This is a genomic window from Microvirga sp. CF3062, assembly GCF_036314045.1.
In the GTDB taxonomy this organism is placed as follows: domain Bacteria; phylum Pseudomonadota; class Alphaproteobacteria; order Rhizobiales; family Beijerinckiaceae; genus Microvirga.
Genome location: NZ_JAYGGN010000002.1, coordinates 193342 through 218247 on the forward strand (window position 1 = coordinate 193342; position 24906 = coordinate 218247).

The following is a 24906-nucleotide window of genomic DNA, read 5'->3' on the forward strand; positions in this document are numbered from 1 at the left end:
GTGATAGAGACCAGCGGGAGGCGGGTTCATCAGCCTCCCGCTGGTCAATCTGACGATCCCAGGACATCATCATGGCCGAGTTCCTCCAGTTTCTCATCTCCGGGCTGACGGTGGGCGCCGTCTATGCGCTGGTCGCGATGGGCTTCACGCTGATCTACAACGCATCCGGCGTGGTGAACTTCGCGCAAGGCGAGTTCGTCATGCTCGGGGGTATGGTGACGGTGTTCGTATCGGCCGCCGGCGTGCCGCTGCCGCTGGCTGCTGTCATCGCGGTCGTGGCCGCTGTGGTCATCGGTTTGCTCCTCCACCGTCTCGCCATCGAGCCTGCCCGCGGGGCATCGGCCGTGACCCTCATCATCATCACGATCGGGGCATCGATCCTGCTTCGCGGCATTGCCGCAATCGTCTTCGACAAGCAGTTCCACAAGCTTCCAGGTTTCACGGGCGAGGCGCCGATCGACATCCTGGGCGCGGCCGTGCAGCCGCAGAGCTTCTGGGTTCTCGGCGGAACCGCAGTCGTTGTGGTCGCGCTTTACGTTTTTCTGGAGCACACGCTCCTCGGCAAGGCTGTTCTGGCAACAGCAGCCAACAGGCTGGCAGCACGGTTGGTCGGCATCAACACGACCACGATCATGGCACTTGCCTTCGGAGGCTCCGCCGCCATTGGAGCCATCGCGGGCATTCTCGTGACGCCGATCACATTGACGAACTACGATGTCGGTACGCTGTTGGCCCTGAAGGGTTTCGCCGCCGCCATGCTGGGAGGCATGGGCAACCCGTTGGGTGCTGTCGTGGGCGGGCTTCTGCTTGGTCTGCTGGAGGCCTTTGGTGCGGGCTATTTGAGCTCCACCTACAAGGACGCCTTCGCGTTCCTGGTCATTCTCATCGTCCTGTTCGCAGCCCCGCAGGGGCTGTTCGGACGCAGAGCCGTTGAGAGGGTGTGAGAATGGGTGCTCGCCTGAACCAGCGCTTCATGATCCTTGCTATTCTGGCGGTGGTTATCGCCGTGCTCCCGTTCCTCTTTCCCTCGAGCTACTATTTCCGCGTGGCGTCGCTCGTATGGGTGTCGGCGTTGGCCGCCATCGGCCTCAACATCCTCATGGGGCAGGCGGGACAGGTCAGCCTCGGCCATGCGGCGTTCTTCGGAATCGGAGCTTACGCCGTTGCCATCGGGCCAACGCATCTCGGCATCCCGCCCTGGGCGGCGCTTCTCATCGGAGCCGCGCTGTCCGCCGTGCTCGCCTATCTCGTGGGGCGCCCGATCCTGCGGCTGAAAGGGCATTATCTGGCCATTGCGACCCTTGGCCTCGGCGTGCTCGTCGCGCTCGTGATCTCGACAGAGAGCAGATGGACCGGCGGGCCGGACGGCATGCCGGTCGAGCGGCTGACCCTGTTCGGCTGGCGCGTCAGCGGGTCCTATACTTGGTATTGGGTGACCGGCGCCCTCCTGCTCGTCGGAACCTGGATCGCGCTCAACCTCGACGAGACACCGACGGGACGGGCCTTCCGTGCGCTGCACGACAGCGAAGTGGCCGCCCAGGTGGTGGGCGTCGATGTCGCCCGCTTCAAGCTGCAGGCTTTCGTGATCGCGGCCGTTTATGCCTCGATCGCAGGCTCTGCGCTGGCTTTCATGAACGGCTTCATCAATCCGGATCAGGCAGGATTCCTGCACTCCGTGGAACTCGTCACCATCGTGGTGCTCGGTGGCCTTGGATCCGTCGTCGGCAGCATTATCGGCGCCGCCGTCCTTGTCACGCTGCCGCAGGCGCTGACGATCTTCGCCGAATACGAGCATCTCCTGCTCGGGCTTATCATCATCGTGTCCATGATCTTCATGCGCAACGGCATCGTGCCGAGCCTCTCGGGCCTCTTGCTGAGGAGGGCACGGTCATGACGATCCTCAGGGCAACGGATATCGGCATCTCCTTCGGCGGTGTGAAGGCCGTCGATGGCGTGAGCTTCTCCGTGAGTTCGGGGCAGATCCTCTCGATCATCGGCCCCAATGGCGCCGGAAAGACGACCCTCTTCAACATCGTGTCCGGCATCTATGCAGCAAGCCGTGGCACGATTCATCTGGCCGATGAGGACGTGACCGGTCTTTCGCCGCATAAGCTGGCGGCGCGCGGGCTGTCCCGCACGTTCCAGAACCTGCAGATCTTCCAGCGCATGACGGCTTGCGAGAACGTGATGGTCGGGCGCCACCTTCGGGAAAAGTGCAGCCTTCTGCCGGCGCTGTTCAGAACCCCGTCTGTGACGCGTCAAAACCGGGAGACGCGCACTGCGGCGCTCGATCTTCTTGCTTATGTCGGCTTGAAGGATGTGGCCAACGTGCCGGCCGGCTCGCTCCCCTACGGTGCCTGCAAGCGTCTTGAGATTGCCCGCGCTCTTGCCGCCGAGCCGCGCGTGCTGCTTCTCGATGAGCCGGCTGCCGGCTGCAATGCTGTCGAGACCGAGGAAATTGATCATCTGATCCGGCAGGTTGCCGATAGGGGTGTCGCCGTCGTGCTGGTCGAGCACGACATGAAGCTCGTGATGAAAATCTCCGACAGGATCCTGGTTCTGGAGCGAGGCAGGCCGCTGGCCGAAGGAACGCCGCGGGAGGTGCGCGATGATCCAAAGGTCCTTGAGGCTTATCTGGGACAGCACGGCGCCCGGGAGGCTGCCCGTGCTTGAGGTGGAGAACCTGCGCAGCGCCTATGGCCGGATTGAGGTCCTAAAAGGCGTCAGCCTAGAGGTGCGCACCGGCGAGGTTGTGGCGCTCGTCGGCGCGAACGGTGCCGGAAAAACGACGCTGTTGCGCACACTCTCAGGTGTGCAGCCGATGACCGGTGGGGAGATCCGTTTCAACGGACAGCGCATCGATCGCCTGCCGTCTCATCAGCGGGTGGAGCTCGGCATCACCCAGTCGCCCGAGGGCCGGCAGGTATTCGGACCTCTTACCGTCGACGACAACCTGAGGCTCGGCGCCTACAGGCGGCGTGACAAGGAGATCGAGCAGGATCGAAACCGGGTTTTCGCGATGTTCCCGATCCTGGCCGAGAAGCGTCATCTCCTGGCTGGTGGATTGTCGGGCGGTCAGCAGCAGATGCTGGCCATCAGTCGGGCCCTGATGGGGCGCCCGAAGCTCCTGCTGCTGGACGAGCCTTCGCTTGGATTGTCGCCGCTCCTGGTCGACCAGATCCTAGATGCCATCGTTTCCCTGAGGAAGGACGGGATCACGGTGCTTCTCGTGGAGCAGAACGCCAGCGCGGCTTTAGGTATCGCCGATCGCGGCTATGTGCTTGAGACCGGCAAGGTCGCCTACAGCGGAACGGGTTCTTCCCTGCTCGCTGACCCCCAGGTGAAGGCGGCCTATCTCGGCATTGCGTAACTCGCCGACCCCATCACTCCGATGTGGCTTTCACCGGCTCAATGCTCTGCTTCGCAAGGGCAATGGCTTCTTGGAGCACGGCATGCTCGCCGATATGGTTGGCAAGGATCAGGACGAGGCGGCTGTTGAGCGCCGCACTCTCCTCATCTGACAATCCGCGATGAGCCTCGATCAGGGCGCGATAGCTGCGGTCCGGATCGGCCAAACGGTTTTCAGTCACAAGCGCGCTCATGCATGCCCTCCCTCAAGGCCTCGCAGGCGTCGCGAGGCGCCCTTGATCAGCGAGGGTGTTCCGTGGCGCCAGCGTGCTGCGAGGTGCTGGTCAGGCCGCACGAGATAAGTGCTCCCAGGCCTCGCGTCGAACCGCTGCGCGAAGATGCCGTGCTCGTCGATAAGATCAGCCCCGAGGACGAGAACGCGAGAGCCGTTCGGTGGTGGCTGAACCCCATTCGGGACGTGCAGGATCGTCTCCTCACCGCGGAGCGCCTCCAGCAACCAGATTGATCGTCCGCTGCGATCTCGCATGGGAGCGTCGGGAACAGGGGCGCCGAGACGGGCAGAGCCGGACCAAGGGTCCACATCCGGTGTCGAAAGGGGCGTTTCATAGGTGGATGGCATCGACAACCTGCCGGAATTCACCATTCGCTTGGCAAAGGGAGCATGGCGCGCGAGCGACAGAGCAGCATTGCGGAAGCGAAGCTCCTGCGCCGAGCGGGGTGCGATGAAATCCGTTGAACGGGTGGAGTGGGCGATATTCTCATCGGCTGCGGCGGAGCGTTCGACATCGTAGGACTCGATCAGGCTATCCGGCGCCTCTCCTTTGAGGACGAAAGCAAGCTTCCACGCCAGATTCTCCGCGTCCTGAATGCCGGAATTCGCGCCTCGTGCGCCGAAGGGCGAGACCTGGTGGGCTGCGTCTCCGACAAAGACCACGCGGCCATGCACGAAGCGTTCCAAGCGACGGCACTGGAAGGTGTAGACCGAGACCCACTCAAGCGAGAATTCGTCGTGACCCAGCATCTGCCTGAGCCGCGGGATCACACGCTCAGGTGCCTGCTCGGCTTTCACGTCCGCGTCACGCCCGAGCTGCAGATCGATACGCCAAACATCATCCGGCTGTTTGTGCAGCAGAGCGGAGTAACCCTCGTGGAAGGGTGGATCGAACCAGAACCAGCGCTCGGGCGGGAAATCACCTTTCATCTTCACGTCGGCGATCAGAAAACGATCCTCGAAAGCCTCGCCCTGGAATACGAGACCGAGCATCCCGCGTAAGGCGGAGCGAGCGCCATCGGCGGCGATAACCCATTCGGCGTCGAGATCATAGAGGCCTTCGGGCGTCTCTACCGTGAGTGTGGCGCCATCATTGCGGCGCTTCAGGCCAGCCACCTTGTTGCGCCAACGGATCTCGAGATTCGGCAGTGCTGCAGCGCGCTCTACGAGAGCATGTTCCAGGTAGTACTGCTGGAGGTTGATGAAGGCCGGCATCTTCTGCCCGTCCTCGGGCAGAAGGTCGAAGGCGTAGAGGAGATCATTGTTCTGGAAGACCTTGCCGATCTTCCAGGTGACGCCTTTCTCGAGGCAAGGATCTGCAACTCCTAGGCGGTCGAGGATTTCAAGGGTGCGCTTGGCATAGCAGATGCCGCGTGACCCCTCACCGATCCTGTCCGCATCGTCGAGCAGCACCACAGGAATGCCGCGCTGCGCGAGATCGATGGCCGTACACAATCCGACAGGTCCGGCCCCGATGACGATAACAGGACGCCGGGCAGGGGAGGCGCGATCCTGATCAAGGCAGCGGCTGTAGCCGTATTGATAGAGGATCTTGCGGGTGTTCATGGCGCTTCCCCTTCCTCCATCTCCTATCGAGCATCAGCTCTGAAGAGCCGCCCACATCTCGCGATCCCGGTCGGCCGTCCAGATCACCGGATGGTCGATTCCGGAGGCCTCATCAAAAGCCCGCGAGACGTTGAAGGGGAGGCAATGCTCATAGATGGCGAAGCCCCCGAACTTCGGGTCCATGACGGCACGGGCTGCGGCAAAGGTCTCCTTCAGCGAGCGCCCACGCGCCACCGACAGCTCGGCCGCGCCATAAAGGCTGGTGACGAAGTCGCGGGTCATGGCCACCGCCTCACGCACCTGTTGGCTGCCCTGCAGGGCGGCGCCGCGACCGGGCGCGATGGCCTGCGGCTGGAAGTCCAGGATGGCATCGAGTGTTTGCGGCCACTCGCGCAGGTAGGCATCGCCGCAATAGCAGGCCGAGTGGTACTCCACGAGATCACCCGTGAACATAACTTCGGCATCCGGCACCCAGGCGACGATATCGCCAGCCGTATGGCCAGCGCCCAGATGGAACAGCTTCACCTCACGCTTGCCGAGGAAGACCGACATGCCGCTCTCGAAGGTGAGCGTCGGCCAAGTGAGGCCCTCCGGAATGCTGCTCTCGCCCTTGAACAGGCGCGGGAAGCGGCCGATCTCCGAGGCCTTGTCCTGCTCGCCGCGCTCGACGATAAGGTCGTAGGTGGCGTTCGACGCGATGATGCCCTGCGCGTTGTAGGCCGAAGCGCCGAGAACTCTGACGGCATGGTAGTGCGAGAGCACCACATACTTGATCGGCTTGTCCGTCACGGACCGCACGCGGGCGATCACGTCCTCGGCCATCATCGGAGTTGCCTGTGCGTCGATGACCATGCAGCCGTCGTCACCGACGATGATGCCGGAATTAGGATCGCCTTCGGCGGTATAGGCGTAGAGATCCGGTCCGATCTCGGTGAAGGACACTGTCTTGTCGGACATATCTCCCGTCGAGGCGAAAGTCTTCTCAGTCATGTGTTCCTCCCGCTTGCCGAAGCCCTTCTTCCGTCGTTTGCGAGACGGTCAAATGACCAAAGGCGCTGTTTGAGAGCAGGTTAAACCCGTCCCCGCGACCGTCAAGTTCTTGCAGCAGGCGGGGGCGATCAGCGCAGATTGAAGCGCAGAGGTACTGAGATGGTGAATTGCTGCTGAGGAAGAGCCGCCGGTGCCGGAGGAAGAGAGGAGCCCGGTCCTGCGGCCGCGAGCGCAGCTTGGTCGAGAGCTGGATGGCCAGCGCTGCGCACCAGAGTCGCACTGATAATGCGCCCCGAGCGATCCATGGTGAAGCGAAGGGTCGCGAGCCCGCTTACGCCCTGACTGCGTGCGATATTCGGGTAGCGCAGACGACCCCGCAGAGCTGCGGTGAGAGAACTCACATATCGGTTGAGCACGTTCGGATCGGCCGAGGCTGCGGCTCCTCCTGTGTTCTCACGCGAGGAGGATGCCTGTCCTTGACGTGCCTCCGACGGGGGCTGCGGCGGCTGCGCGGCGGCCCGCCGTTGAGAAGGCTTCCGCTCAATGGGCTTTGACGGTGGCGGCTTCTTCTCGGGCTTTGGCTCGGGTCTCAGGGATGGCGGCTCCTGAAGAGGCTTTGCGACAACCATCTCAGGTGGGGGAAGAGCCACCACAGGCTCGGGCTCTGTCGCCAACTCCGCTTCGACGGGAGGCACTTCCGTCGGTTCTTGTGGTTCGAGGAGTTCGGTTACTTCCTTCGTTTGCTCTGCCGGTACTTCTTCAGGCGGCAGAGGTTCGAAAGTCTCCGGTTCCAGCGGTACTGTTTCCGGTTCTGCTGAGGGCGCTGCCACCGCGGCTATCTCCGCAGGCGCCACGGATACTGCCTCCTCCATGGCGGGAGCAAGATTGATGGTGATCTCCTGCTCGCCAGGGGGATTATCACGTTCGGTGGAATGCCAAAGCGTCAGCCCACCCAGAACGGCTCCGTGCAGGGCAAGGGCCGTGACGAAGGCAATCCCGAGCCGACTCGGCTCCTGTGTCGATCTAATGCTTTGGGCTGACATCGGACGTGCTGCAGGTCTCACTGAACCGGTAGTCCGCTCGGAGCCTGTGCTATGAGCGATACCTTGCTGAAGCCAACTGCACTCACTTGTCCCATGATCTCGACGATGCGACCGTAAGGAACTGCCCTGTCGCCGCGGACCAGCACGACCTGAGTCGGATCGGCACTCGCAAGCGCCTTGAGCCGAGGCATCATCGTGTCCGGCGTGAGCGGATCCTTATCGAGGAACGGCTGGCCCTGCGCGTCGATGCTGATGACAACAGGCTGCTTCGGCTGCGACACCTTCGCCGCTGCCGTCTTCGGCAGGTTCACTGGGACGCCAACGGTCATCAGCGGTGCTGCTACCATGAAGATAATGAGCAGCACGAGCATCACGTCGACGAGCGGTGTGACGTTGATCTCGGACAGAGGTGCAACACCGAAATCGCCGTCGGATTCGCCTGCGCGGAGCGGTCCCATGCCCATTATTCGGCGGCCTCTGCGCGCAGATGAGGCTTGCGGTCGCGCGCGAGCCGGTCGCCGAGCGCCGTGATGCCCGCCGCAAAGGATTGCTGCAGGCGTCCGAGATCGGTCGTGAGCTTGTTGTAGGCGATCACGGCGGGAATGGCGGCGACAAGGCCGATGGCCGTCGCGAACAGGGCCTCGGCGATGCCGGGCGCCACTACTGAGAGGCTGGTGTCCTGGCTTGCGGCGATAGCGGAGAACGAGTTCATGATACCCCAGACTGTGCCGAACAAGCCGATGAAGGGGGCAGCCGATCCCGTGGTGGCCAGGAACGGCAGTCCTACCTGAAGCTGGCGCATGTCGGCAGAGAGCGCTGCACGCATGGCCCGCTCGATCCGCTCCCGTCGCTCCCCACGGCTCTCCGACGGGTCCTGATCGCGCCACGCCTCGTGACCGGCGGCAATGATCCGCCCCGTCGTCCCGGCAGATTGCGGGTGAAGGTTTTCAGCCGAGCGGGCTGACTTTTCAAAGGTGCGCGCCTGATAGCGGGCATTTCTGAAACGCAGGAGCTTCTCGACGACAATCGTCCAGCAGCCGAGCGATGCCAAGATGAGCAGGATCATAACCCCTTTGACGATCGGGTCGGCCTGCAGGAAGAGACCCAGAAATGACAGATCGTGCAGAGTGGCGGGTACGGTGTCAGTCATCGCAGCAATCTCATTTCGTGAATGAAACGGTGTCGATCTTGGAGGACGTCTCGACTGCGGACAGACACTCTTCCCGTGAATCTGCAGCATCCTCGCATGCCATGACATCGTTGAGGAGAACGCGGCCGAACCGGGAGCAACTCAAGCCTGGAAAGTCGAAGAGCTTGATGAGGGTCTTGCGGCCGGGCACCGGGCCGACTTCGACTGCCAGCCTCTTGGCCGCGACACCGTCAGTGTCGAGAGCAAAAAGATCGAGTTTCAGCGAGCGCCAGCTGTCGCCCTTCTGGTTATCGATCAGAAAGTAGGTTCGGCAGTTGTCACCCGCAGCCTCGATCTTGTTCAGCTCGATCCGTAATGGAGTGGGCGAAGCACGGTCCTGAGCCAGAGCCGATCCGCTGAAGGGAAAAAGCAGGGCGAGGCATGCCCATATGCTGCCTGTCGAAAATCCAGGCTCGTTCCACGTGCTTGTCCCCATGAACTCTTCCTCCTCGTTCGTATCGACGAGCGCGCAGAATGCGCAGACTCACGGACGCGAGATAAAACGCTGGCGTCCCTGTGGTCCGCTGGTCCGGGATCAGCGAAAGCTTCTTGTGAGACGATCAGATGAAATACCTGGGAGAAGTCATTAAGATCAAGGGGTTATGCGAAAGTCAGAGGTGTTCTAAAACAGGCCCTACAGTGTTGAGAACGGGAACGAATTCGCTTCCTTAAAATACCTTCAAAGTATTTTCTCTGCTTTTTGGTAGCGTCGCGTCTGCCGAGTGCTCTCGATCGCTCTCGAATGAGCATCCTCCATGCTTCACAAAAATACCGTTTTGGAAAAGGACAAGAAACCAACAGGACGCTCTGCATCGAGGAGTTCAGTGTGGGTTTCAAAGATCACGAAAAGCCTTTTCCCGCTTGGTATCCTTATGCCTTCGTCGGCGGGATCGCGGCCCTTGCAACGGCGCTTTATGTCATGGGCTGACGCAGGTTGAACGGCTGACGGCAGATGATTAGTCCAAAACTGCCGAGCTTTTTTCATATCCCGCGATAAATTCGCGGGCCTCGTCACGCCCTAAGACACTGCATCCCAAAGCGAAGCGAGGCAGTACATCCGTGCCTCCTTCACTTATGGGAGAGTGTTGATCCCTATGTTGGATCAGCCCGAGCATGGTTGCCGGAATATAGTTAACACAGCGTTAAAAGATGCTTCCTTAAGGTAAGAATTGTCAGATGGCGGCCTGGCGCACCGCGCCCCTGACGCCTCCTGGAGAGAGAAAGGGCAGGTGAGGCGGGCAGAGGCTTTCTCCCTTCGCTCCTGGTCACATGACAGCGCCCACCTGCCAGGGCACGAACTCAAGGTCGCCGTAGCCCAGTTCCTCAGACTTCGTCTGCTCTCCGGAAGCCACCTTCAGCAGAATATCGAAAATTTCTTGTCCCTTGTCCTCCAAGGAGACGCCGTCGAGGATGTCGCCGCAATTAATGTCCATGTCGTCGATCATGCGGCGGTAGATGTCCGAGTTGGTGGCGAGCTTGAGCGACGGCGCAGGCTTGCAGCCGAAAGCGGATCCACGCCCGGTGGTAAAGGCGATTAAGTTGGCGCCGCCCGCTACCTGGCCTGTTGCGGCGACAGGATCGTAGCCGGGCGTGTCCATATAGACGAAGCCGTGATCCTTCACCTGCTCGGCATATTCGTACACGGCCTGAAGCGTGGAGCGCCCGCCCTTGGCCGTGGCGCCCAGAGATTTCTCGAGGATCGTCGTAAGGCCGCCTGCCTTGTTGCCGGGTGACGGGTTGTTGTTCATCTCGCCGCCATTACGCTCCGTGTAGGCCTCCCACCATCTGATCCGCGCAACGAGCTTTTCACCGACCTCCCGGGTTGCGGCGCGGCGGGTGAGCAGATGCTCAGCGCCGTAGATCTCCGGCGTCTCAGAGAGAATAGATGTCCCGCCGTGCCGCACAAGCAGGTCGGAGGCAACGCCCAAAGCGGGATTGGCAGTGAGGCCGGAATAACCGTCAGAGCCGCCGCATTGAAGAGCCAGGATGAGTTCAGAGGCAGGACGTGTCTCCCGCTGCGCCTTCGCGACGATGGGAAGCATAGCTTTCACTGCATCGACAATAGCCTGCACGGTCTTCCGCGTGCCACCTGTCTCCTGGATCGTCAGCGTGCGGAATGTGTCCGTCTCGGTGAGTCCGTATTCCTGCTTCATGCGCCCGATCTGAAACACCTCGCAGCCCAGGCCCACCATGATCACGCCCGCGAAATTGGGGTGACTGGCATAGCCCCACTGGGTCCGGCGCAGAATCTCGAACCCCTCGCCATAAGCCGCATGGCCGCAACCTGTGCCATGGACAATGGCCACGATACCGTCGATGCCGGGATAGTCGCGCAGGATGCCTGAGCGCTCGACTTCGGCTGCCGCGAAGCGCGCGACGGACGCGGAGCAGTTCACAGATGTGAGGATGCCGATGTAGTTGCGGGTTCCAGTTTTGCCCGAGGCACGCCGGTATCCCTGGAAGGTGGCCCGCAGTTCCGGCGGAAGCAGATCGCTGTCTCTCGCATCGGCGCAGAAGGCATAGTCCCGCTCGAAATCGTGCAGTCCTACATTGTGCTCGTGCACCCATTCGCCTGGCGCAATATGATTCTTGGCAAAGCCGATGATCTGACCGAACTTCCGAATAGGATCCCCTTCGCGGATCGGCTCAACGGCCATCTTGTGGCCGCGCAGGATGCGCTCGCGGGCTGTCAGACCGGCAGCGTCGGCACCTTGGCTCACGAGATCGATGGCAATGACGACGTTGTCATCAGGTGAAAGACGGATTGTGCGGGGGGTATTCATGGCAATCACTTTTCAAAATCAAAGGTAGCCGTTTTCCTTGAGGAATTGCGGCAGCCAAAGGACGGTTTCAGGGACAAAGGTGATGAGGATAAGAACGAGAAGCAAGGGGATCAGCCAAGGCGCGCAAGCCTTCATGCACTCCTCGAAGGAAATGTTCGCCACGCGGGTCAGCACGTAGAGGACCATTCCGACAGGCGGCGTCAGCAATCCGATCATCAGGTTGAGGACCATGATGATGCCGAAGTGAACCGGGTCGATGCCGAGCTTGATGGCAACCGGCAGCAGCACTGGGGTCAAGATAGTGATGGCTGCAATCGTCTCCATAAAGCAGCCGACGATCAGCAGGAAGACGTTCACCAGGATCAGGAAGGTGATTGGATCGGCCGCATAGGTGATGATCCACTCACCAAGAGCGTCGGTGGTACGGGTTGTAGTCAGCACCCAGCCGAAGATCGAAGCACCTGCCACGATGAGAAGAACTACAGCCGTTGTCTCGATCGTGTCCATGGTGACACGAACGAGCTGGCGCAGGCTCAGCACCGAATAGCGGGCTCGCTGCCCCCGTAACGCCAACAGCATATTGAGACTGCCATGGATCACGGTCGACAGCAGCAGCGCATAGGCGCAGGCGAAGACGGCCGCTTCAGTGGGCGTGAACAGGCCGAAGCTCATGCCACCGATGATGATGGCGGGGGTGAGAAGAGGCAGGAAGGCATTGATAAAGGAGCGTCCAAGGCGGCCGAATTCGAACTTCGCATCGCGCCCGATCCCATAATGATGGGCATAGAGAGCCACAGTGGCTGACATGAAGAGTGCCATGATCAGACCGGGGATGATGCCTGCGACGAAGAGTGCATTGATCGACGCGTTGGCAACCACGCCGTAAATGACCAGCGGCAGGGATGGCGGAATGATCGGCCCGATGGTCGATGAGGCTGCAGTCAGACCCACGGCGAACTTCGTGTCATAGCCATGGTCGCGCATGGCCTTGATCTCGATCGTTCCGAGACCGCCCGCGTCCGCTACAGCGGTTCCCGACATGCCGGCGAAGATGACCGAGCCTGCGACGTTCACGTGGCCTAGGCCGCCCCTGAGCCAGCCGACGGCTGCGACGGCAAAGTCGTAAATCTGCTTGGTGATGCCGGCAGAGTTCATCAGGTTGCCAGCCATGATGAAAAAGGGGACAGCCAGCAAAGGAAAGGAATCGACTCCGTTCACCATGCGGTGGATCACCGTGATCACCGGGGTCGTGATCTCACCGGTCAGGTTTCCAACGAAGAGGAACAGGAGCGAGGAACCGGCCAGTGCCACCGCAATCGGCACACCGATGACGATCATGACCAGGAGCGCGACGAGCATCAGGGTGATTAGCATGGAATTATCAGCTCTCAGTCGATTGTCAGGCTGTGAGGAGCATCCGCCTCGTGGCGCCGGAGACGCCGCAGGAACCGTAAGGTTGCATGCACGGTCACGCCAGCCAGGGCCGCGGAAACCGCCCAGTACAGGTAGCTTTTCGGAATGTCGATGGAGACCATGTAGCCTGGGGCAAGCGCGCCGAGCTGGTAGGCATACCACGCCATTGCGCCGCAGAAGAGGGCAACGAGGCCGTCCACCGCAACAAGGGTCCAGTGCCGGGCTTCACGGGGAAGGTAGACGAGAAGCGCCTCGACGGCGATGTGCGAGCCCTTGCGCATGGCCGTCACCGAGCCGCAGAAGGTGACGAGGATGAGGAAGTACCGGGCGATCTCCTCCGTCCAGCCCAAGGAGTTGTTCAGGACATAGCGGGTGAAGAACTGCAGGAAGACGATGCTGAACAGGATCCAGAAGATCGCGAACACCAAGGCATCCGACCACCGGAGGTCGGAGAGATCCACATGGGTCTCCTCCTCGCGCCATTGCTCGAACAGCTCATCCACGTCCCGGTGGATGTCCTCCGGAGGAGCTGCATTGTTCCCCGTTGCAGTCGCGGCGGGAGCCTGGGTGGTCTGGGTTGCGGGCATGCGTTCCGGCTTTTCTCAATGAGAAGCGTGAGGCTCTCTCCACGAGGGAGAGAGCCTCGATGGTCGTGCTAGTTGGTGGTTGCCTTGATGGCCTGGAGACGATCGTAGACCGCCTTGTCCCAGGTCGCGTCGGGGCCCATGTGCATCTTCACCACAGCTTCGCGGAACGGCACCCGGTCCACCGTCACCATGTTCTTGCCCTGTCCTTTGAACCAGTCGACCAGCTCCTTCTCCATCTTGGCGATGTCGTCGGTGCACTTGTCTGCCGCTTCCTGCAGGACTTCGGTCAGCGCCTTCTGCTCTTCGGCCGAGAGGCGCTTCATCGTGCCGCCGGACACGATGCTGAGAAGTGCGTCTGTGATGTGCCCCGTCAGCACGATGTTCTTCTGGACCTCATGGAACTTCTTGGCCTGGATGGTGACGAGGGGATTCTCCTGCGCGTCGACCACGCCTTGCGAGAGCGCCAGATAGACTTCCGCGAATGCGATCGGCGTCGGGTTGGCCCCAGTGGCTCTCGGGAACATGGTGTAGAGCGGCGCATCGGGCACGCGGATCTTCACCCCTTTCATGTCCTCGGGCTTGGTGATGTCCTTGTTCGCCGTCACGTGCCGCTCGCCGTAATAGGTGAGGCTCACGACGCGGTGGCCGGTCTTCTTCTCGTATCCCTGACCGAGTTCCTTGAAGAGATCGGATTTCCGGAAGGCGTTCCAGTGGCCGAAGTCGCGGAACATGTAGGGAGCGCCACCGATGGCGACAGGCCCGTGGGCGCGGCCGGCGAAAAGCTGGCCGGTATAGATGATGTCGACCGTGCCGAGGGACAGGCCCTCGTTGATGTCGCTCTCCTTACCGAGGGACGAGGCTGGGAAGACCTCGATCGTGTACTTGCCGTTGGTTCGCTTCTTGAGTTCCTCACCGGCCCAGAGGGCCCATTTGTGATAAGGCTCGGACGTCTCGTAGACGTGGGCCCACTTGAGCTTGGTCTGGGCGCTTGCCGGCAGGGCGGGGAGGGCGACGGTCGCGGCGGCGATGAGGCCGAAGGCTAGGCGGCGGGTCAAAGATGACATAGGCGTTCCTCCGAAATAGCCCGGCTCTGCGGCCGGTTCGTGATGATCGGCGAGCAGCCCGCTCACCGGAAGCACCCGACAAGCTGATAGCTTTCGCCCATCGGTTGGACTAACATGTTAGGCATATGGACGCGTTCGACAAGAGAAAATACTACGAATTCCTAATTCCCTTGGAACGTGGACCGCGGGGGAACACGACCGAGCAGGTCGAGCGCTCACTTCGGTCGGCCATCGTCGATCTCGATTTCGAGCCGGGCGAGTTCATCGACAAAGGGGCTGTTTGCGCTGCCCTCGGGGTCTCGCGGTTTCCTGTCTCGGAGGCTCTTGCGCGCCTTGCGGCGGAGGGGCTCGTCGAAATCCTGCCGCAGCGTGGCAGCCGTGCCGCACGCATCCGCCTTCCGGAGATCAGGGAATCGATGCTGATCCGCCAGGCTCTGGAATGCATGGTGGCGGAAAAGGCAGCCGAACACCTGTCGGCGGCCGATCTGGAGGCCCTTCGCGAAAACCTGCAGGCCCAGCAGGAGGCGGTCGAGCGTGGGGATCGCCCCGGCTTCTATGCCCTCGATCTCGTGTTCCACACGATCCTGGTCGAAGGGCTGAACCTGCCCCGCGTGGCTGCCGTGATCGATGCGTCCCGGGCCAATATCGACCGGGTGCGCCGGCTCCTCTCGTCGCCTCGCCGCCATACCGTGACCCTGGCCGAGCATCGCGAGATCTTCCAAGCTCTTGAAACCCGTGACCCTCAGACGGCGCACCAAGCCATGGCGGCTCATCTCCAGGCGGTCATGGAGGAACTGGGGCGTTTCTCGGCCGAGCATGCGGATGTCTTCGTGCATACCTGAAGGGAGGTCGAGAGGCTTGAGCTGAGTCGGACCATCCCTGATTCAGCAGAAGCAAGTTGGGGATCAGCAAACTCCGCTCTTGGCTCTCATGTCCGCATCGTTGCACCTATGGCCAGACGGTGTTTCTTTCCTAGTTCTCTCCGGAGGAGAACAACAAATCATGACGTCTGACGCCCCCTTGTCTCTTCACGTGCCGGAGCCGGCCGTTCGTCCGGGAGGAACCCCGGATTTCTCGAATGTCAAAATCCCCAAGGCAGGAGCCGTGCCCAGGCCCGAGATCGATGTCGATCCGGAAACCATCCGGGATCTCGCCTTTTCCATCATTCGCGTTCTGAACCGCAATGGCGAGGCCGTCGGTCCGTGGGCCGGCCTACTGAGCGACGAGGAGCTGATCGAGGGCATGCGCCACATGATGACGCTGCGGACCTTCGACGCCAGGATGCTGATCGCCCAGCGCCAGGGCAAGACGTCCTTCTACATGCAGCATCTCGGGGAAGAGGCGATCAGCTGCGCCTTTCGAAGGGCGCTCTCGCCGGGCGATATGAACTTTCCGACCTATCGCCAGGCCGGCCTCCTGATCGCGGACGGCTATCCCATGGTCGACATGATGTGCCAGATCTATTCCAACGCGCGCGATCCGCTGAAGGGGCGCCAGCTGCCTGTCATGTACAGCTCCAAGGAGCACGGCTTCTTCACGATCTCCGGCAACCTGGCGACCCAATACATCCAGGCGGTCGGTTGGGCGATGGCATCGGCGATCCGCAAGGACACCAAAATCGCTGCAGCATGGATCGGTGACGGGTCAACGGCCGAGTCGGACTTCCATGCCGCCCTCGTCTTCGCCTCCACCTACAAGGCGCCCGTCATCCTCAACATTGTCAATAACCAATGGGCGATCTCGACCTTCCAGGGCATCGCCCGAGGAGGGTCGGGCACCTTTGCAGCCAGAGGCATAGGTTTCGGCATTCCGTCCCTGCGGGTGGACGGCAACGACTATCTGGCCGTTTATGCGGTGGCAAAGTGGGCCGTCGAGCGGGCCCGTCGCAATCTCGGGCCGACGCTGGTCGAATACGTCACCTACCGGGCCGGAGCACATTCCACCTCCGACGATCCCTCGGCTTATCGGCCGAAGACCGAATCCGACGCCTGGCCTCTCGGCGACCCGATCATCCGCCTGAAGAACCATCTGATCGTGCGGGGCGTCTGGTCCGAGGAGCGGCACAAGCAGGCTGAGGCCGAGATTCTCGATACGGTGATCGCCGCCCAGAAGGAGGCGGAGAGCTACGGCACGCTGCATGCCGGCGGAAAGCCGTCTGCGCGCGACATGTTCGACGGGGTCTATGCCGAGATGCCGCCTCATCTGCGCCGGCAGCGTCAGCAGGCGGGGGTCTGATCCATGGCACGCATGACGATGATCGAGGCCATCCGGGATGCAATGGACGTGATGATGGCGCGCGACGAGCGCGTCGTGGTGTTCGGGGAGGATGTGGGCTATTTCGGGGGCGTCTTCCGCTGCACGGCAGGCCTCCAGCAGAAATACGGAAAGACGCGCTGCTTCGATGCACCGATCAACGAGGCCGGCATTGTCGGAGCAGCCATAGGCATGGCGGCCTACGGGCTTCACCCCTGCATCGAGATCCAGTTCGCCGATTACATGTATCCGGCCTATGACCAGATCGTGTCCGAGGCAGCCCGCCTGCGGTATCGCTCGAATGGCGAGTTCACCTGTCCGCTCGTCGTCCGCATGCCGACCGGTGGCGGAATCTTCGGCGGGCAGACCCACAGTCAGAGCCCGGAAGCACTGTTCACCCATGTGTCGGGATTGAAAACCGTCATGCCGTCGAACCCCCACGATGCCAAAGGCCTCCTGATCGCCGCCATCGAGGATCCCGATCCGGTGATCTTCCTCGAGCCGAAGCGGCTCTACAACGGCCCCTTCGACGGTCACCACGACCGCCCGATCACGCCCTGGTCGAAGCACGACCTCGGCGAAGTGCCGAGCGGGCATTTCACCCTGCCCCTCGGCAAGGCATCCATCGTGCGTGAGGGGGCAGCCGTGACCGTGCTGGCCTATGGCACGATGGTCTATGTCGCCCAGGCGGCGGCAGTTGAAACAGGTGTCGATGCGGAGATCATCGACCTGCGCACCCTGCTTCCCCTCGACATGGAGACGATCACGGTGTCCATCAGGAAGACGGGCCGCTGCGTGATCGTCCATGAGGCGACGCTCACGTCCGGCTTCGGGGCGGAACTGGCGGCACTCGTGCAGGAGGCCTGCTTCTTCCAGCTCGAAGCACCGATTGCGCGGGTGACTGGATGGGACACACCCTACCCGCATGCGCAGGAATGGGACTACTTCCCGGGGCCGGCCCGGGTCGGGCGCGCGCTCGTCGAAACGGTGGAGGCCTGACATGAGTGAGCACCTGATCAAGATGCCTGATGTCGGTGAGGGGATCGCTGAGGCCGAACTCGTTGAATGGCACGTCAAGGTCGGCGATCTCGTGCGCGAGGATGCTCTGCTCGCCGCTGTGATGACTGACAAGGCGACAGTGGAGATTCCGTCTCCCGTCGATGGCGAGGTCCTGTGGCTTGGCGCGGACATCGGGGACGTCGTCGCGATCGGATCTCCCCTGATCCGCCTGAAGACAGGGGACGAGGAGAGCGCTGCCTCCGGTCGAGACGTATCCGAGAAGGGGCCTGAAGCGCCGGCTCGGCCGAAGGACATCGAGGCGCAGGCCGATGGTGCAGTTAAAACCTCGGATGCCGTCGTCGAGAAGCAGGCGAGGGAAGCCCCCCGGCCTCAACCTGCCGCAGTTCCGCAGAGCCCGCCTGTGAGGGCGCACCGCCCCTCCGTCCCGCGGATGGAGGGTGACAAGCCGATTGCCTCGCCGGCCGTTCGGCTGAGAGCCCGTGAGGCTGGAATCGACCTGAGGCAAGTTCCCGGCACCGGCCCTGCTGCCCGGATCACCCATGAGGATCTGGACGCGTTCCTCACCCACGGACCGCAGGTCGCCAGAGCCCAGGGCCTGGTTCAGGACACATCGGTCCAGCACGTCAAGGTGATCGGGTTGCGCCGCAAGATTGCGGAGAAGATGGCGATCGCGAAGTCGCGCATCCCGCACATCACCTATGTCGAAGAGGTCGATGTGACCGCTCTCGAGGACCTGCGGACGACACTCAACGCGACCAAACGAGCCGACAGGCCAAAGCTGACCCTGCTGCCCTTCCTGATGCGCGCCATGGTCAAGGCCATTGCCGAGCAGCCGCACCTGAATGCGATCTATGATGACGAGGCGGGCGTTGTTCACCAGCACGGCGGCGTTCATATCGGCATCGCCACGCAGACCGGCTCAGGCTTGATGGTGCCAGTCGTCAGGCATGCGGAGGCGCGGGACATCTGGGACTGCGCCACAGAATTGACCCGTCTGGCCGAAGCCGCCAAGGCCGGTCTTGCCACCCGCGAGGAGCTGGCCGGCTCGACGATCACCATCACGTCGCTTGGCGCGATGGGCGGCATCGTCACGACACCGGTGATCAATCACCCGGAGGTTGCCATCATCGGAGTCAACAAGATCATGGTGCGGCCTGTGTGGGACGGCTCGACGTTCATTCCGCGCAAGATGATGAACCTGTCCTCCAGTTTCGATCATCGGATCGTCGACGGCTGGGACGCCGCGGTCTTCGTGCAGCGCATCAAGACGCTGCTGGAGACACCCGCCATGATCTTCGTGGAGGCTTGAAGTCATGAAAGATATCTCCTGCAAGCTCCTTGTCATCGGAGCCGGACCGGGCGGCTATGTCTGCGCCATCCGTGCCGGGCAGCTTGGGATCGATACGGTGATCGTCGAAGAGAAAAAGCCGGGCGGAACCTGCCTCAATGTGGGCTGCATCCCTTCCAAGGCGCTCATTCATGCGGCGGAAGAATACGATCGGATCGTTCATCTCGCATCGGGACAGAACCCTCTTGGGATCAGAACGACGAGACCCGAGATCGACCTGTCTCAAACCATTGCCTGGAAAGACACCGTCGTAAGTCGCCTGAACAGCGGCGTGTCGGGTCTCCTCAAGCGCTCCAAGGTCAAGATGGTCCAAGGTCGGGCACATTTTAGAGACGGGAAGACGGTCGAGGTGGAAACCGAGACCGGTCGGCAGATCATCCGTGCCGAGAATGTCGTGATCGCAACCGGATCGGCTCCCGTCGAACTCCCCAACCTGCCGTTTGGCGGCACCGTGATCTCCTCGACCGAAGCGCTTTCGCTGACATCGGTTCCGGAGAAACTCGTTGTCGTCGGCGGCGGCTATATCGGCCTGGAACTTGGAACAGCCTTCGCCAAGATGGGCGCAAAAGTGACCGTGGTCGAGGCGCAGGCGCGCATTCTGCCGCAATACGATGCGGAACTCACCCGTCCTGTCTCCAAGAGGCTGCAGGCTCTCGGCATCGACGTTATGGCACGTGCAAAGGCCAAGGGACTGGCCAAATCTGGCGGGACTCTGCTGGTGGAAACGGAGAGCGGATCTGAAGTGCCGCTTGCGGCCGACAAGATCCTCGTCACGGTTGGCCGGAGGCCGGTCACTCATGGGTGGGGTAGGGAGGAACTTGTCCTTGATATGGATGGCCCCTTCATTCGGATCGACGAGAGGTGCCAGAGTTCGATGCGGGGCATCTATGCCATCGGTGATGTGACGGGCGAGCCGATGCTGGCCCACCGCGCCATGGCGCAGGGTGAGATGGTGGCCGAGATCATCGCAGGCCATAAGCGAGTCTGGGACAAGCGAGCCATCCCGGCGGTATGCTTCACCGATCCGGAGATCGTCGCTGTTGGCCTGACCTCGGACGAGGCTCAGAAGATCGGCAGTGAGATCCGCGTCGGCCACTTCCCCTTCTCGGCGAACGGGCGCGCCATGACAAAGCTCGGCGAGGACGGTTTCGTTCGCGTCGTGGCCCGGGCGGACAACCATCTGATTCTCGGTATCCAGGCCGTCGGGCAGGGCGTGTCCGAACTCTCCGCAGCCTTCGGCCTCGCCATCGAGATGGGGGCACGTCTTGAGGATATCGCCGGCACCATCCATGCGCACCCCACACAGGGCGAGGCTTTCCAGGAGAGTGCCCTGAAATCCCTGGGACGTGAGCTCCATATCTGAGACCGGCGGACGGTGCCGGCCGTCCGTCTTATCTATTCGGGAGGGACAACCCTGTAGGCCTCGATATCGCCCTTGCCCTTGATGGGAACAGGTCCCAGAGGAGCGGCGTCGACCCGCGTCCGGACTCGCTCCCAGGCGGGGGCGCTGAGATTAATGCCGCTCTGCCTACCGTATCCGGCAAGCCGTGCGGCGACGTTCACGGTATCGCCCCAGATGTCGAAGCTGAATTTCTGCCGGCCTACGACGCCCGCGACGACCGGGCCGATGTGAATGCCGACTCGCACATCCCAGGGCAGAGGCAGGCTACGGGCGGAGGCAATAGTCGCTATTGCGCATTCGATGCTCGCCATCACCGGATCCGGATTGGGCAGAAGCAGGCCGGCGGTTGCGAGAAACCCATCGCCGATGGTCTTGATCTTCTCAAGGCCGTGCTGCGACGCGATGTCCTCGAAGGTTGAAGCGTAAACATGAAGGTTCGCGACAATCTCCTCCGGCGCAAGGAGATCGCAATAGGCCGTAAATCCGACGATGTCTGCAAAGAACACGACCACATCTTCATGGCGGCGGGGGATCACGGTATGGGACTGCTCGAGCTCGTCCACAGCCTGTGACGGCAGAATGGCATGAAGGAGCGCCTCAGCCCGTCGCCGCTGATGGTCGATCTCGGTAAGATAATTGACCTCTTGGTCATGCAGTCTCTTCTTTTCAAGGCAGGCTCTCACGCGTGCTCTCAAGAGCGCCGGGTTGAAAGGCTTGGGTAAGTAGTCCTCGGCTCCGAGTTCGATGCAGCGGACGACACTTTCGAATTCCGACAGGGCGGAGATCATCAGAACCGGAATGTCGCGCGTAGCCACATCCGTCTTGAGCCGCTTCAGGACTTCGTAGCCGTTGATCTCGGGCATCATGATATCGAGAAGAACGAGATCGAAGCGCTCGTCGGCGATCAGGGCGAGAGCCTCGCGTCCATTCTCGGCGGTCGCCAGATCAGTCCATCCCTCACGTTGCAGCCTCCGCGTCAGCGTATATCGGTTGTCCTCATTGTCATCCACGACAAGGATACGGACGCCGGAAGCGGTCATGGAAAGCTCCGGCTCCGGATGAGTGCATCAATTTTCTCAAGCAATCGCTCGAAAACAATCGGTTTCGCATCATAGTCGTCGCAGCCGGCGCTCAGCGCCTTCTCCCGATCTCCTGGCATCGTGTGCGCAGACAGTGCAAGAATCGGAATATCCTGGGTATCTGGCCCCTGCTTGAGCTGACGTGCCGCCGTCCAGCCGTCGAGAGAAGGCAGACCGAGATCCATCAGGATCAGATCGGGCTTCTCCCGGTGAGCCATTTCGATACCCTGTGTGCCATCCGAGGCAATGCTGACTTCGAAGCCGTGTCTCGTCAGACGCTGGGTCAGCATGTAGACATTGTCCTCGTTGTCCTCGACGTAGAGAATTCTGGTCATACTCGCCCCTGGTGCTCCGGTCTGCCGAGCCGAAGGCAATCGGCAATGACGTCCCGCAAGGTGGCGAGCACCTCATCCCTGCCACCTAACTTCTTGCGCAGGATCCTTTGAATCCCACCGCTCAGGCGACGCTGAGCTTCCTCGTCGACATCGGCTGCCGTCAGTACGATCAAAGGAAGATGCCGCGTCTCCTCATTTCGATGGACCTCATCGACGAACTCGAAACCGTCCATCTCCGGCATCATGAGGTCGAGGAGGATGATGTCGGGCTTGACGAGCGGAAGCCGGTCCAACGCAACCCGTCCGTTCTCGGCCTCGGCCACCTCCCACCCGTCCTCACGCAAGATACGGGCGAGCCATCCTCGGGTGTGTGGGTCATCTTCCACGATCAGAACTCGAGAGCTTGCGTGGTCGGTTCGGCAGGCCGTAAGAGCTTTCAGGAGACACTCGCGATTGACTGGCTTCGTCAGATAGGCGGCGGCACCTAAGGCATATGCCTGGTTCTCCTCGTCGACGATGGTGACCATGATGACAGGAATATCTTGAAGCTCAGGATCGCGCTTCAATTGCTGGAGGGTACTCCAGCCATCGAGACCCGGCATCAGCACATCCAAGGTAATAACGGACGGCCGGATCTCACGGGCGATCTCGATCCCTTGTTGACCGCTCTCCGCCATCACCACCTCGAAGCCTTCACGCATCAGGATCTGGCGCAGGATCTCCCGCGATGTGGTCTCGTCATCGATGATCAGCGCGCGTTGTCCTTGCCCGAGAGGTTGCAGCATCACGGAAGAGCTCCCTGCGCTGGAGCGTCTCCTGGGAGGGCCCACCACCCCGCCCGTCGGCATGGAAACGGTGAACGTGCTGCCGACCCCCACGGCGCTTTGCACGCTGATGTCTCCACCCATGACACGGCAAAGTCGGCGGCTGATGGCAAGTCCAAGCCCCGTTCCTCCGAATTTTCGTGTCGTCGTGCTGTCCGCTTGGCTGAACTCCTGAAAGAGCCTGTCGCGTTGCTCTGCTGTCATGCCGATGCCTGTATCGCGAACCGCGATGGTGATCGTGTCTCCTCCTCGATCCATGATCCGAGAGGCCGTTACTGTCACGGTTCCGCCTTTGGTGAATTTGCAGGCATTGCTCAACAGATTGAGCAGAACCTGTCGCAGGCGCACAGGATCGGTCTGCATCCGGCCGATATCCGAGGCGATCTCGACCTTGAGATGGTTGTTGTTCCTTCTGGCGAGAGGCTCAGCCGTCATGGAGGTTTCTCCGATCAGAACACGGAGGTCGATCTCTTCCGGGTGGAGCTCGAGCTTGCCCGCCTCGATCTTGGCAAGGTCGAGGATTTCATTGATCAGGGTCAACAGATGCGTGCCGGCATGACGGATCCTGTCCAGCGGCTCCACCAGCGGCTCTTCGCCGGTCTCCTCAGCTTCTTCCTTGAGCATCTCGGTGATGCCGATAATCGCATTCAGTGGCGTTCTGAGCTCATGGCTCATGTTCGTGAGGAACTGGCTCTTCGCCCGTGTCGCTGCCATGGCTTCATCGCGGGCGAGCTCCAGCTGTGCCGCATGGTGTTTGATTTCCGTGATGTCGGTGTAGACCGCGACAGTTCCGCCTCCTGCTATCCTGCGTTCGCAGACCTGAATCCAGCGATTGCCATCGCGGTGCTGGATCTCGGCTGCGACCGGGTTCCTGTGCCGATCCAGCCTTTCGGCAACCCAGGTGTCGACCCGTCCTTTTGCCTCCAGGATGAGACCGCGCTCCGCCGCGCGTCGGATCACCGTCTCAAACGGTGTTCCTGGCTCCATGGGAACACCGGTTCCAGGATAAAGGAGCTCCTCATAGCGGCTGTTGCATAGGATGAGGCGATCGTCGGCGCCATAGAGGGCGAAGCCCTCGTTGATGCTCTCGATTGCATCGATCAATCGTTGCCGGGCATCGGCGACCTCGCGCAGGTTCTTCTCCTCGACCTCAATCGCCGTGTCTCGGAAGACGGCGAGAGCCTTTGCCATCTGTCCGATCTCATCTCCCCCGTCCCTTGGCAAAGGAGCGCACAGGTTGCCTCCGGCGATCGCCAGCATGCTGTTGCTCAGGTTCTGCAGCCGCGCAACGAGATTGCGATCGACATAGATCCAGACAATGAGCAGAGAACTCAGAAGACTGAGAGATACGACACTCAGCAGGATATTCCGGCCGATGCTCTGAGCCATCAAGGCCTCGTCGCTTGCCGCACGAATATCGCCGCGGGACGTTGCGACAAGACCATCGACTGCTTTCGTCAGTTGTGCGGAAAGGCCAGCATTCTCCGCAAGAAGTCGCTCGGCATCCTCGACGAGGATAAGCTCCGTCCTCCGTGCGGACAGGATGCTGTCCTGCCCATCGGTCAGCCGAGCGAAGTCCGAGATCCGCTGATCGAAACGCGATCGCAGACGCTGATCCGCGAGTTCGGAAGCGATCTGGCGCAATGCCGACAGGGAGCGGTTGAGAGGGAAGCTCATCACCGGGATATCGGCAGGCTTCTCGGCAAGTGACGCCTTGAGCAAGCCGTCACTGATCGAGGCGAATTCGAGCTGCGCCTTCTGCATAAGAAGATTCTCGGCAATCTCCTGCACAATCACCGAAGGAGGTTGCGGGAAGCCGGCAGTTGTCTGCTCGCCACGGTCCATGCGACGGGAGGCTGCAAACTTGGCGTCCAAAACCACAAGAGCAGGGGCGATCAGGCGTTGCGCTGCGACTGTTGCGTTTGAAAGGCGCTGGACGAGTGCATCTTTTTGCGCTGCTACTGCGAGGCGTCCTGCCACAAGGCCGGCGAGCGCCGTGAGGTTGCGCCGCAATCCCGCGACAGCGGGCTCCATGGCGGCGACCGTGGCGGGATCAACCTCGCTCCGGATCTGGGCAAGCAGATCTTCGAGACGCTCGACTTCCGCTGTAACGGCGGCAGAGATCTCCCGATACTGCGCCTGTGAGCGGGCTGTGAGAAGCGTTGGCGCTGCGGCAACAGTGCGTTCGGCTTGCCGCGACAGGTCGAGAGCAGCAAGAGCGGAGGGGACGCGCTGCTCCGTGATCCGTTCAATCACATGGGCCATCTGGCGGAAGGCATAGGTCCCCGTGGCTGCGGCCAGCACCGCGAAGGCGCTGATTCCGAGAAAGGCGAGGAGCAAGCGCCAGCGGACGCTCAGGTAGAAGGGCAT

At 61.6% G+C, this 24906-nt stretch carries 24 protein-coding genes; 10 read left to right on the top strand and 14 right to left on the bottom strand.

From position 1 onward, the window contains the following. Positions 1-71 precede the first annotated feature (71 nt). From VB618_RS04375 to VB618_RS04390, 4 genes are read left to right on the top strand one after another with little or no spacing between them, the layout of a single operon-like run. A complete protein-coding gene (locus VB618_RS04375) occupies positions 72-944 on the top strand; it encodes a branched-chain amino acid ABC transporter permease (RefSeq protein WP_329795328.1) in 873 nt (290 codons plus the stop codon). 2 nt (positions 945-946) lie between these two features. Continuing rightward, complete coding sequence (locus VB618_RS04380; protein WP_329795330.1) at positions 947-1894, top strand: branched-chain amino acid ABC transporter permease; 948 nt, start codon at positions 947-949, stop codon at positions 1892-1894. Further along, the gene (locus VB618_RS04385) at positions 1891-2673 is read left to right on the top strand and encodes an ABC transporter ATP-binding protein (protein WP_329795331.1); all 783 of its coding nucleotides are present in this window, start codon (positions 1891-1893) and stop codon (positions 2671-2673) included. Before VB618_RS04380 ends, VB618_RS04385 begins: the two co-directional genes overlap by 4 nt. Continuing rightward, a complete protein-coding gene (locus tag VB618_RS04390; RefSeq protein WP_329795332.1) occupies positions 2666-3370 on the top strand; it encodes an ABC transporter ATP-binding protein in 705 nt (234 codons plus the stop codon). The genes VB618_RS04385 and VB618_RS04390 overlap by 8 nt, the downstream gene beginning before the upstream one ends. Positions 3371-3383: 13 nt before the next feature. Here VB618_RS04390 and VB618_RS04395 read toward each other — a convergent pair whose 3' ends face one another. The 7 genes from VB618_RS04395 to VB618_RS04425 all read right to left on the bottom strand — a co-directional run bounded on the left by VB618_RS04395 (position 3384) and on the right by VB618_RS04425 (position 8864). Continuing rightward, complete coding sequence (locus VB618_RS04395; protein ID WP_329795333.1) at positions 3384-3602, bottom strand: DUF2783 domain-containing protein; 219 nt, start codon at positions 3600-3602, stop codon at positions 3384-3386. Then, the gene (locus VB618_RS04400) at positions 3599-5206 is read right to left on the bottom strand and encodes an FAD-dependent oxidoreductase (RefSeq protein WP_329795334.1); all 1608 of its coding nucleotides are present in this window, start codon (positions 5204-5206) and stop codon (positions 3599-3601) included. Before VB618_RS04400 ends, VB618_RS04395 begins: the two co-directional genes overlap by 4 nt. A gap of 33 nt (positions 5207-5239) precedes the next feature. Next, a complete protein-coding gene (locus VB618_RS04405; RefSeq protein WP_329795335.1) occupies positions 5240-6196 on the bottom strand; it encodes an MBL fold metallo-hydrolase in 957 nt (318 codons plus the stop codon). A 128-nt stretch (positions 6197-6324) separates the two neighbouring features. Beyond that, positions 6325-7239 carry a TonB family protein gene (locus tag VB618_RS04410; protein ID WP_329795336.1) on the bottom strand — a complete coding sequence of 305 codons (915 nt, stop codon included), beginning with the start codon at positions 7237-7239 and terminating at the stop codon, positions 6325-6327. A 17-nt stretch (positions 7240-7256) separates the two neighbouring features. Then, the gene (locus tag VB618_RS04415; protein ID WP_329795338.1) at positions 7257-7703 is read right to left on the bottom strand and encodes an ExbD/TolR family protein; all 447 of its coding nucleotides are present in this window, start codon (positions 7701-7703) and stop codon (positions 7257-7259) included. Further along, positions 7703-8389 carry a MotA/TolQ/ExbB proton channel family protein gene (locus VB618_RS04420; RefSeq protein ID WP_329795339.1) on the bottom strand — a complete coding sequence of 229 codons (687 nt, stop codon included), beginning with the start codon at positions 8387-8389 and terminating at the stop codon, positions 7703-7705. The genes VB618_RS04415 and VB618_RS04420 overlap by 1 nt, the downstream gene beginning before the upstream one ends. 10 nt (positions 8390-8399) lie before the next feature. After that, complete coding sequence (locus VB618_RS04425; protein ID WP_329795341.1) at positions 8400-8864, bottom strand: Tat pathway signal protein; 465 nt, start codon at positions 8862-8864, stop codon at positions 8400-8402. Positions 8865-9170: 306 nt separating this feature from the next. Between VB618_RS04425 and VB618_RS04430 the strand changes: the two genes are divergently transcribed. Continuing rightward, positions 9171-9356, top strand: coding sequence for a hypothetical protein (locus VB618_RS04430; RefSeq protein WP_329795342.1), 186 nt, complete (start codon positions 9171-9173; stop codon positions 9354-9356). Positions 9357-9693: 337 nt separating this feature from the next. Here the strand turns inward: VB618_RS04430 and VB618_RS04435 are convergent, their stop codons facing one another. From VB618_RS04435 to VB618_RS04450, 4 genes are all read right to left on the bottom strand, one after another. Continuing rightward, the gene (locus VB618_RS04435; RefSeq protein WP_329795343.1) at positions 9694-11211 is read right to left on the bottom strand and encodes a UxaA family hydrolase; all 1518 of its coding nucleotides are present in this window, start codon (positions 11209-11211) and stop codon (positions 9694-9696) included. A gap of 18 nt (positions 11212-11229) precedes the next feature. Beyond that, complete coding sequence (locus VB618_RS04440) at positions 11230-12579, bottom strand: TRAP transporter large permease (protein ID WP_329795689.1); 1350 nt, start codon at positions 12577-12579, stop codon at positions 11230-11232. 20 nt (positions 12580-12599) lie between these two features. Then, complete coding sequence (locus VB618_RS04445) at positions 12600-13211, bottom strand: TRAP transporter small permease (protein ID WP_329795344.1); 612 nt, start codon at positions 13209-13211, stop codon at positions 12600-12602. A 68-nt stretch (positions 13212-13279) separates the two neighbouring features. Next, positions 13280-14266 carry a sialic acid TRAP transporter substrate-binding protein SiaP gene (locus VB618_RS04450; protein WP_329795690.1) on the bottom strand — a complete coding sequence of 329 codons (987 nt, stop codon included), beginning with the start codon at positions 14264-14266 and terminating at the stop codon, positions 13280-13282. Positions 14267-14445: 179 nt separating this feature from the next. On the opposite strand from VB618_RS04450, the gene VB618_RS04455 reads away from it, so the two are divergent. From VB618_RS04455 to lpdA, 5 genes are all read left to right on the top strand, one after another. Then, on the top strand, positions 14446-15117 hold the full coding sequence (locus VB618_RS04455; RefSeq protein ID WP_329795345.1) for a GntR family transcriptional regulator: 672 nt from the start codon (positions 14446-14448) through the stop codon (positions 15115-15117). 160 nt (positions 15118-15277) lie between these two features. After that, positions 15278-16510, top strand: a complete 1233-nt coding sequence (locus tag VB618_RS04460; protein WP_329795346.1) for a 3-methyl-2-oxobutanoate dehydrogenase (2-methylpropanoyl-transferring) subunit alpha — start codon at positions 15278-15280, stop codon at positions 16508-16510. Between the two features lie 3 nt (positions 16511-16513). Beyond that, positions 16514-17527, top strand: coding sequence for an alpha-ketoacid dehydrogenase subunit beta (locus tag VB618_RS04465; RefSeq protein ID WP_329795347.1), 1014 nt, complete (start codon positions 16514-16516; stop codon positions 17525-17527). Between the two features lies 1 nt (position 17528). Beyond that, positions 17529-18857 carry a dihydrolipoamide acetyltransferase family protein gene (locus VB618_RS04470; protein WP_329795348.1) on the top strand — a complete coding sequence of 443 codons (1329 nt, stop codon included), beginning with the start codon at positions 17529-17531 and terminating at the stop codon, positions 18855-18857. A gap of 4 nt (positions 18858-18861) precedes the next feature. Continuing rightward, the gene (lpdA, locus tag VB618_RS04475) at positions 18862-20259 is read left to right on the top strand and encodes a dihydrolipoyl dehydrogenase (RefSeq protein ID WP_329795349.1); all 1398 of its coding nucleotides are present in this window, start codon (positions 18862-18864) and stop codon (positions 20257-20259) included. Between the two features lie 32 nt (positions 20260-20291). Here lpdA and VB618_RS04480 read toward each other — a convergent pair whose 3' ends face one another. Genes VB618_RS04480 through VB618_RS04490 form a run of 3 tightly spaced genes read right to left on the bottom strand, consistent with a single transcriptional unit; the run spans position 20292 to position 24906 of the window. Next, complete coding sequence (locus VB618_RS04480) at positions 20292-21338, bottom strand: adenylate/guanylate cyclase domain-containing protein (RefSeq protein ID WP_329795350.1); 1047 nt, start codon at positions 21336-21338, stop codon at positions 20292-20294. After that, the gene (locus VB618_RS04485; protein ID WP_329795351.1) at positions 21335-21712 is read right to left on the bottom strand and encodes a response regulator; all 378 of its coding nucleotides are present in this window, start codon (positions 21710-21712) and stop codon (positions 21335-21337) included. The genes VB618_RS04480 and VB618_RS04485 overlap by 4 nt, the downstream gene beginning before the upstream one ends. Continuing rightward, on the bottom strand, positions 21709-24906 hold the full coding sequence (locus VB618_RS04490) for a response regulator (protein WP_329795352.1): 3198 nt from the start codon (positions 24904-24906) through the stop codon (positions 21709-21711). The genes VB618_RS04485 and VB618_RS04490 overlap by 4 nt, the downstream gene beginning before the upstream one ends.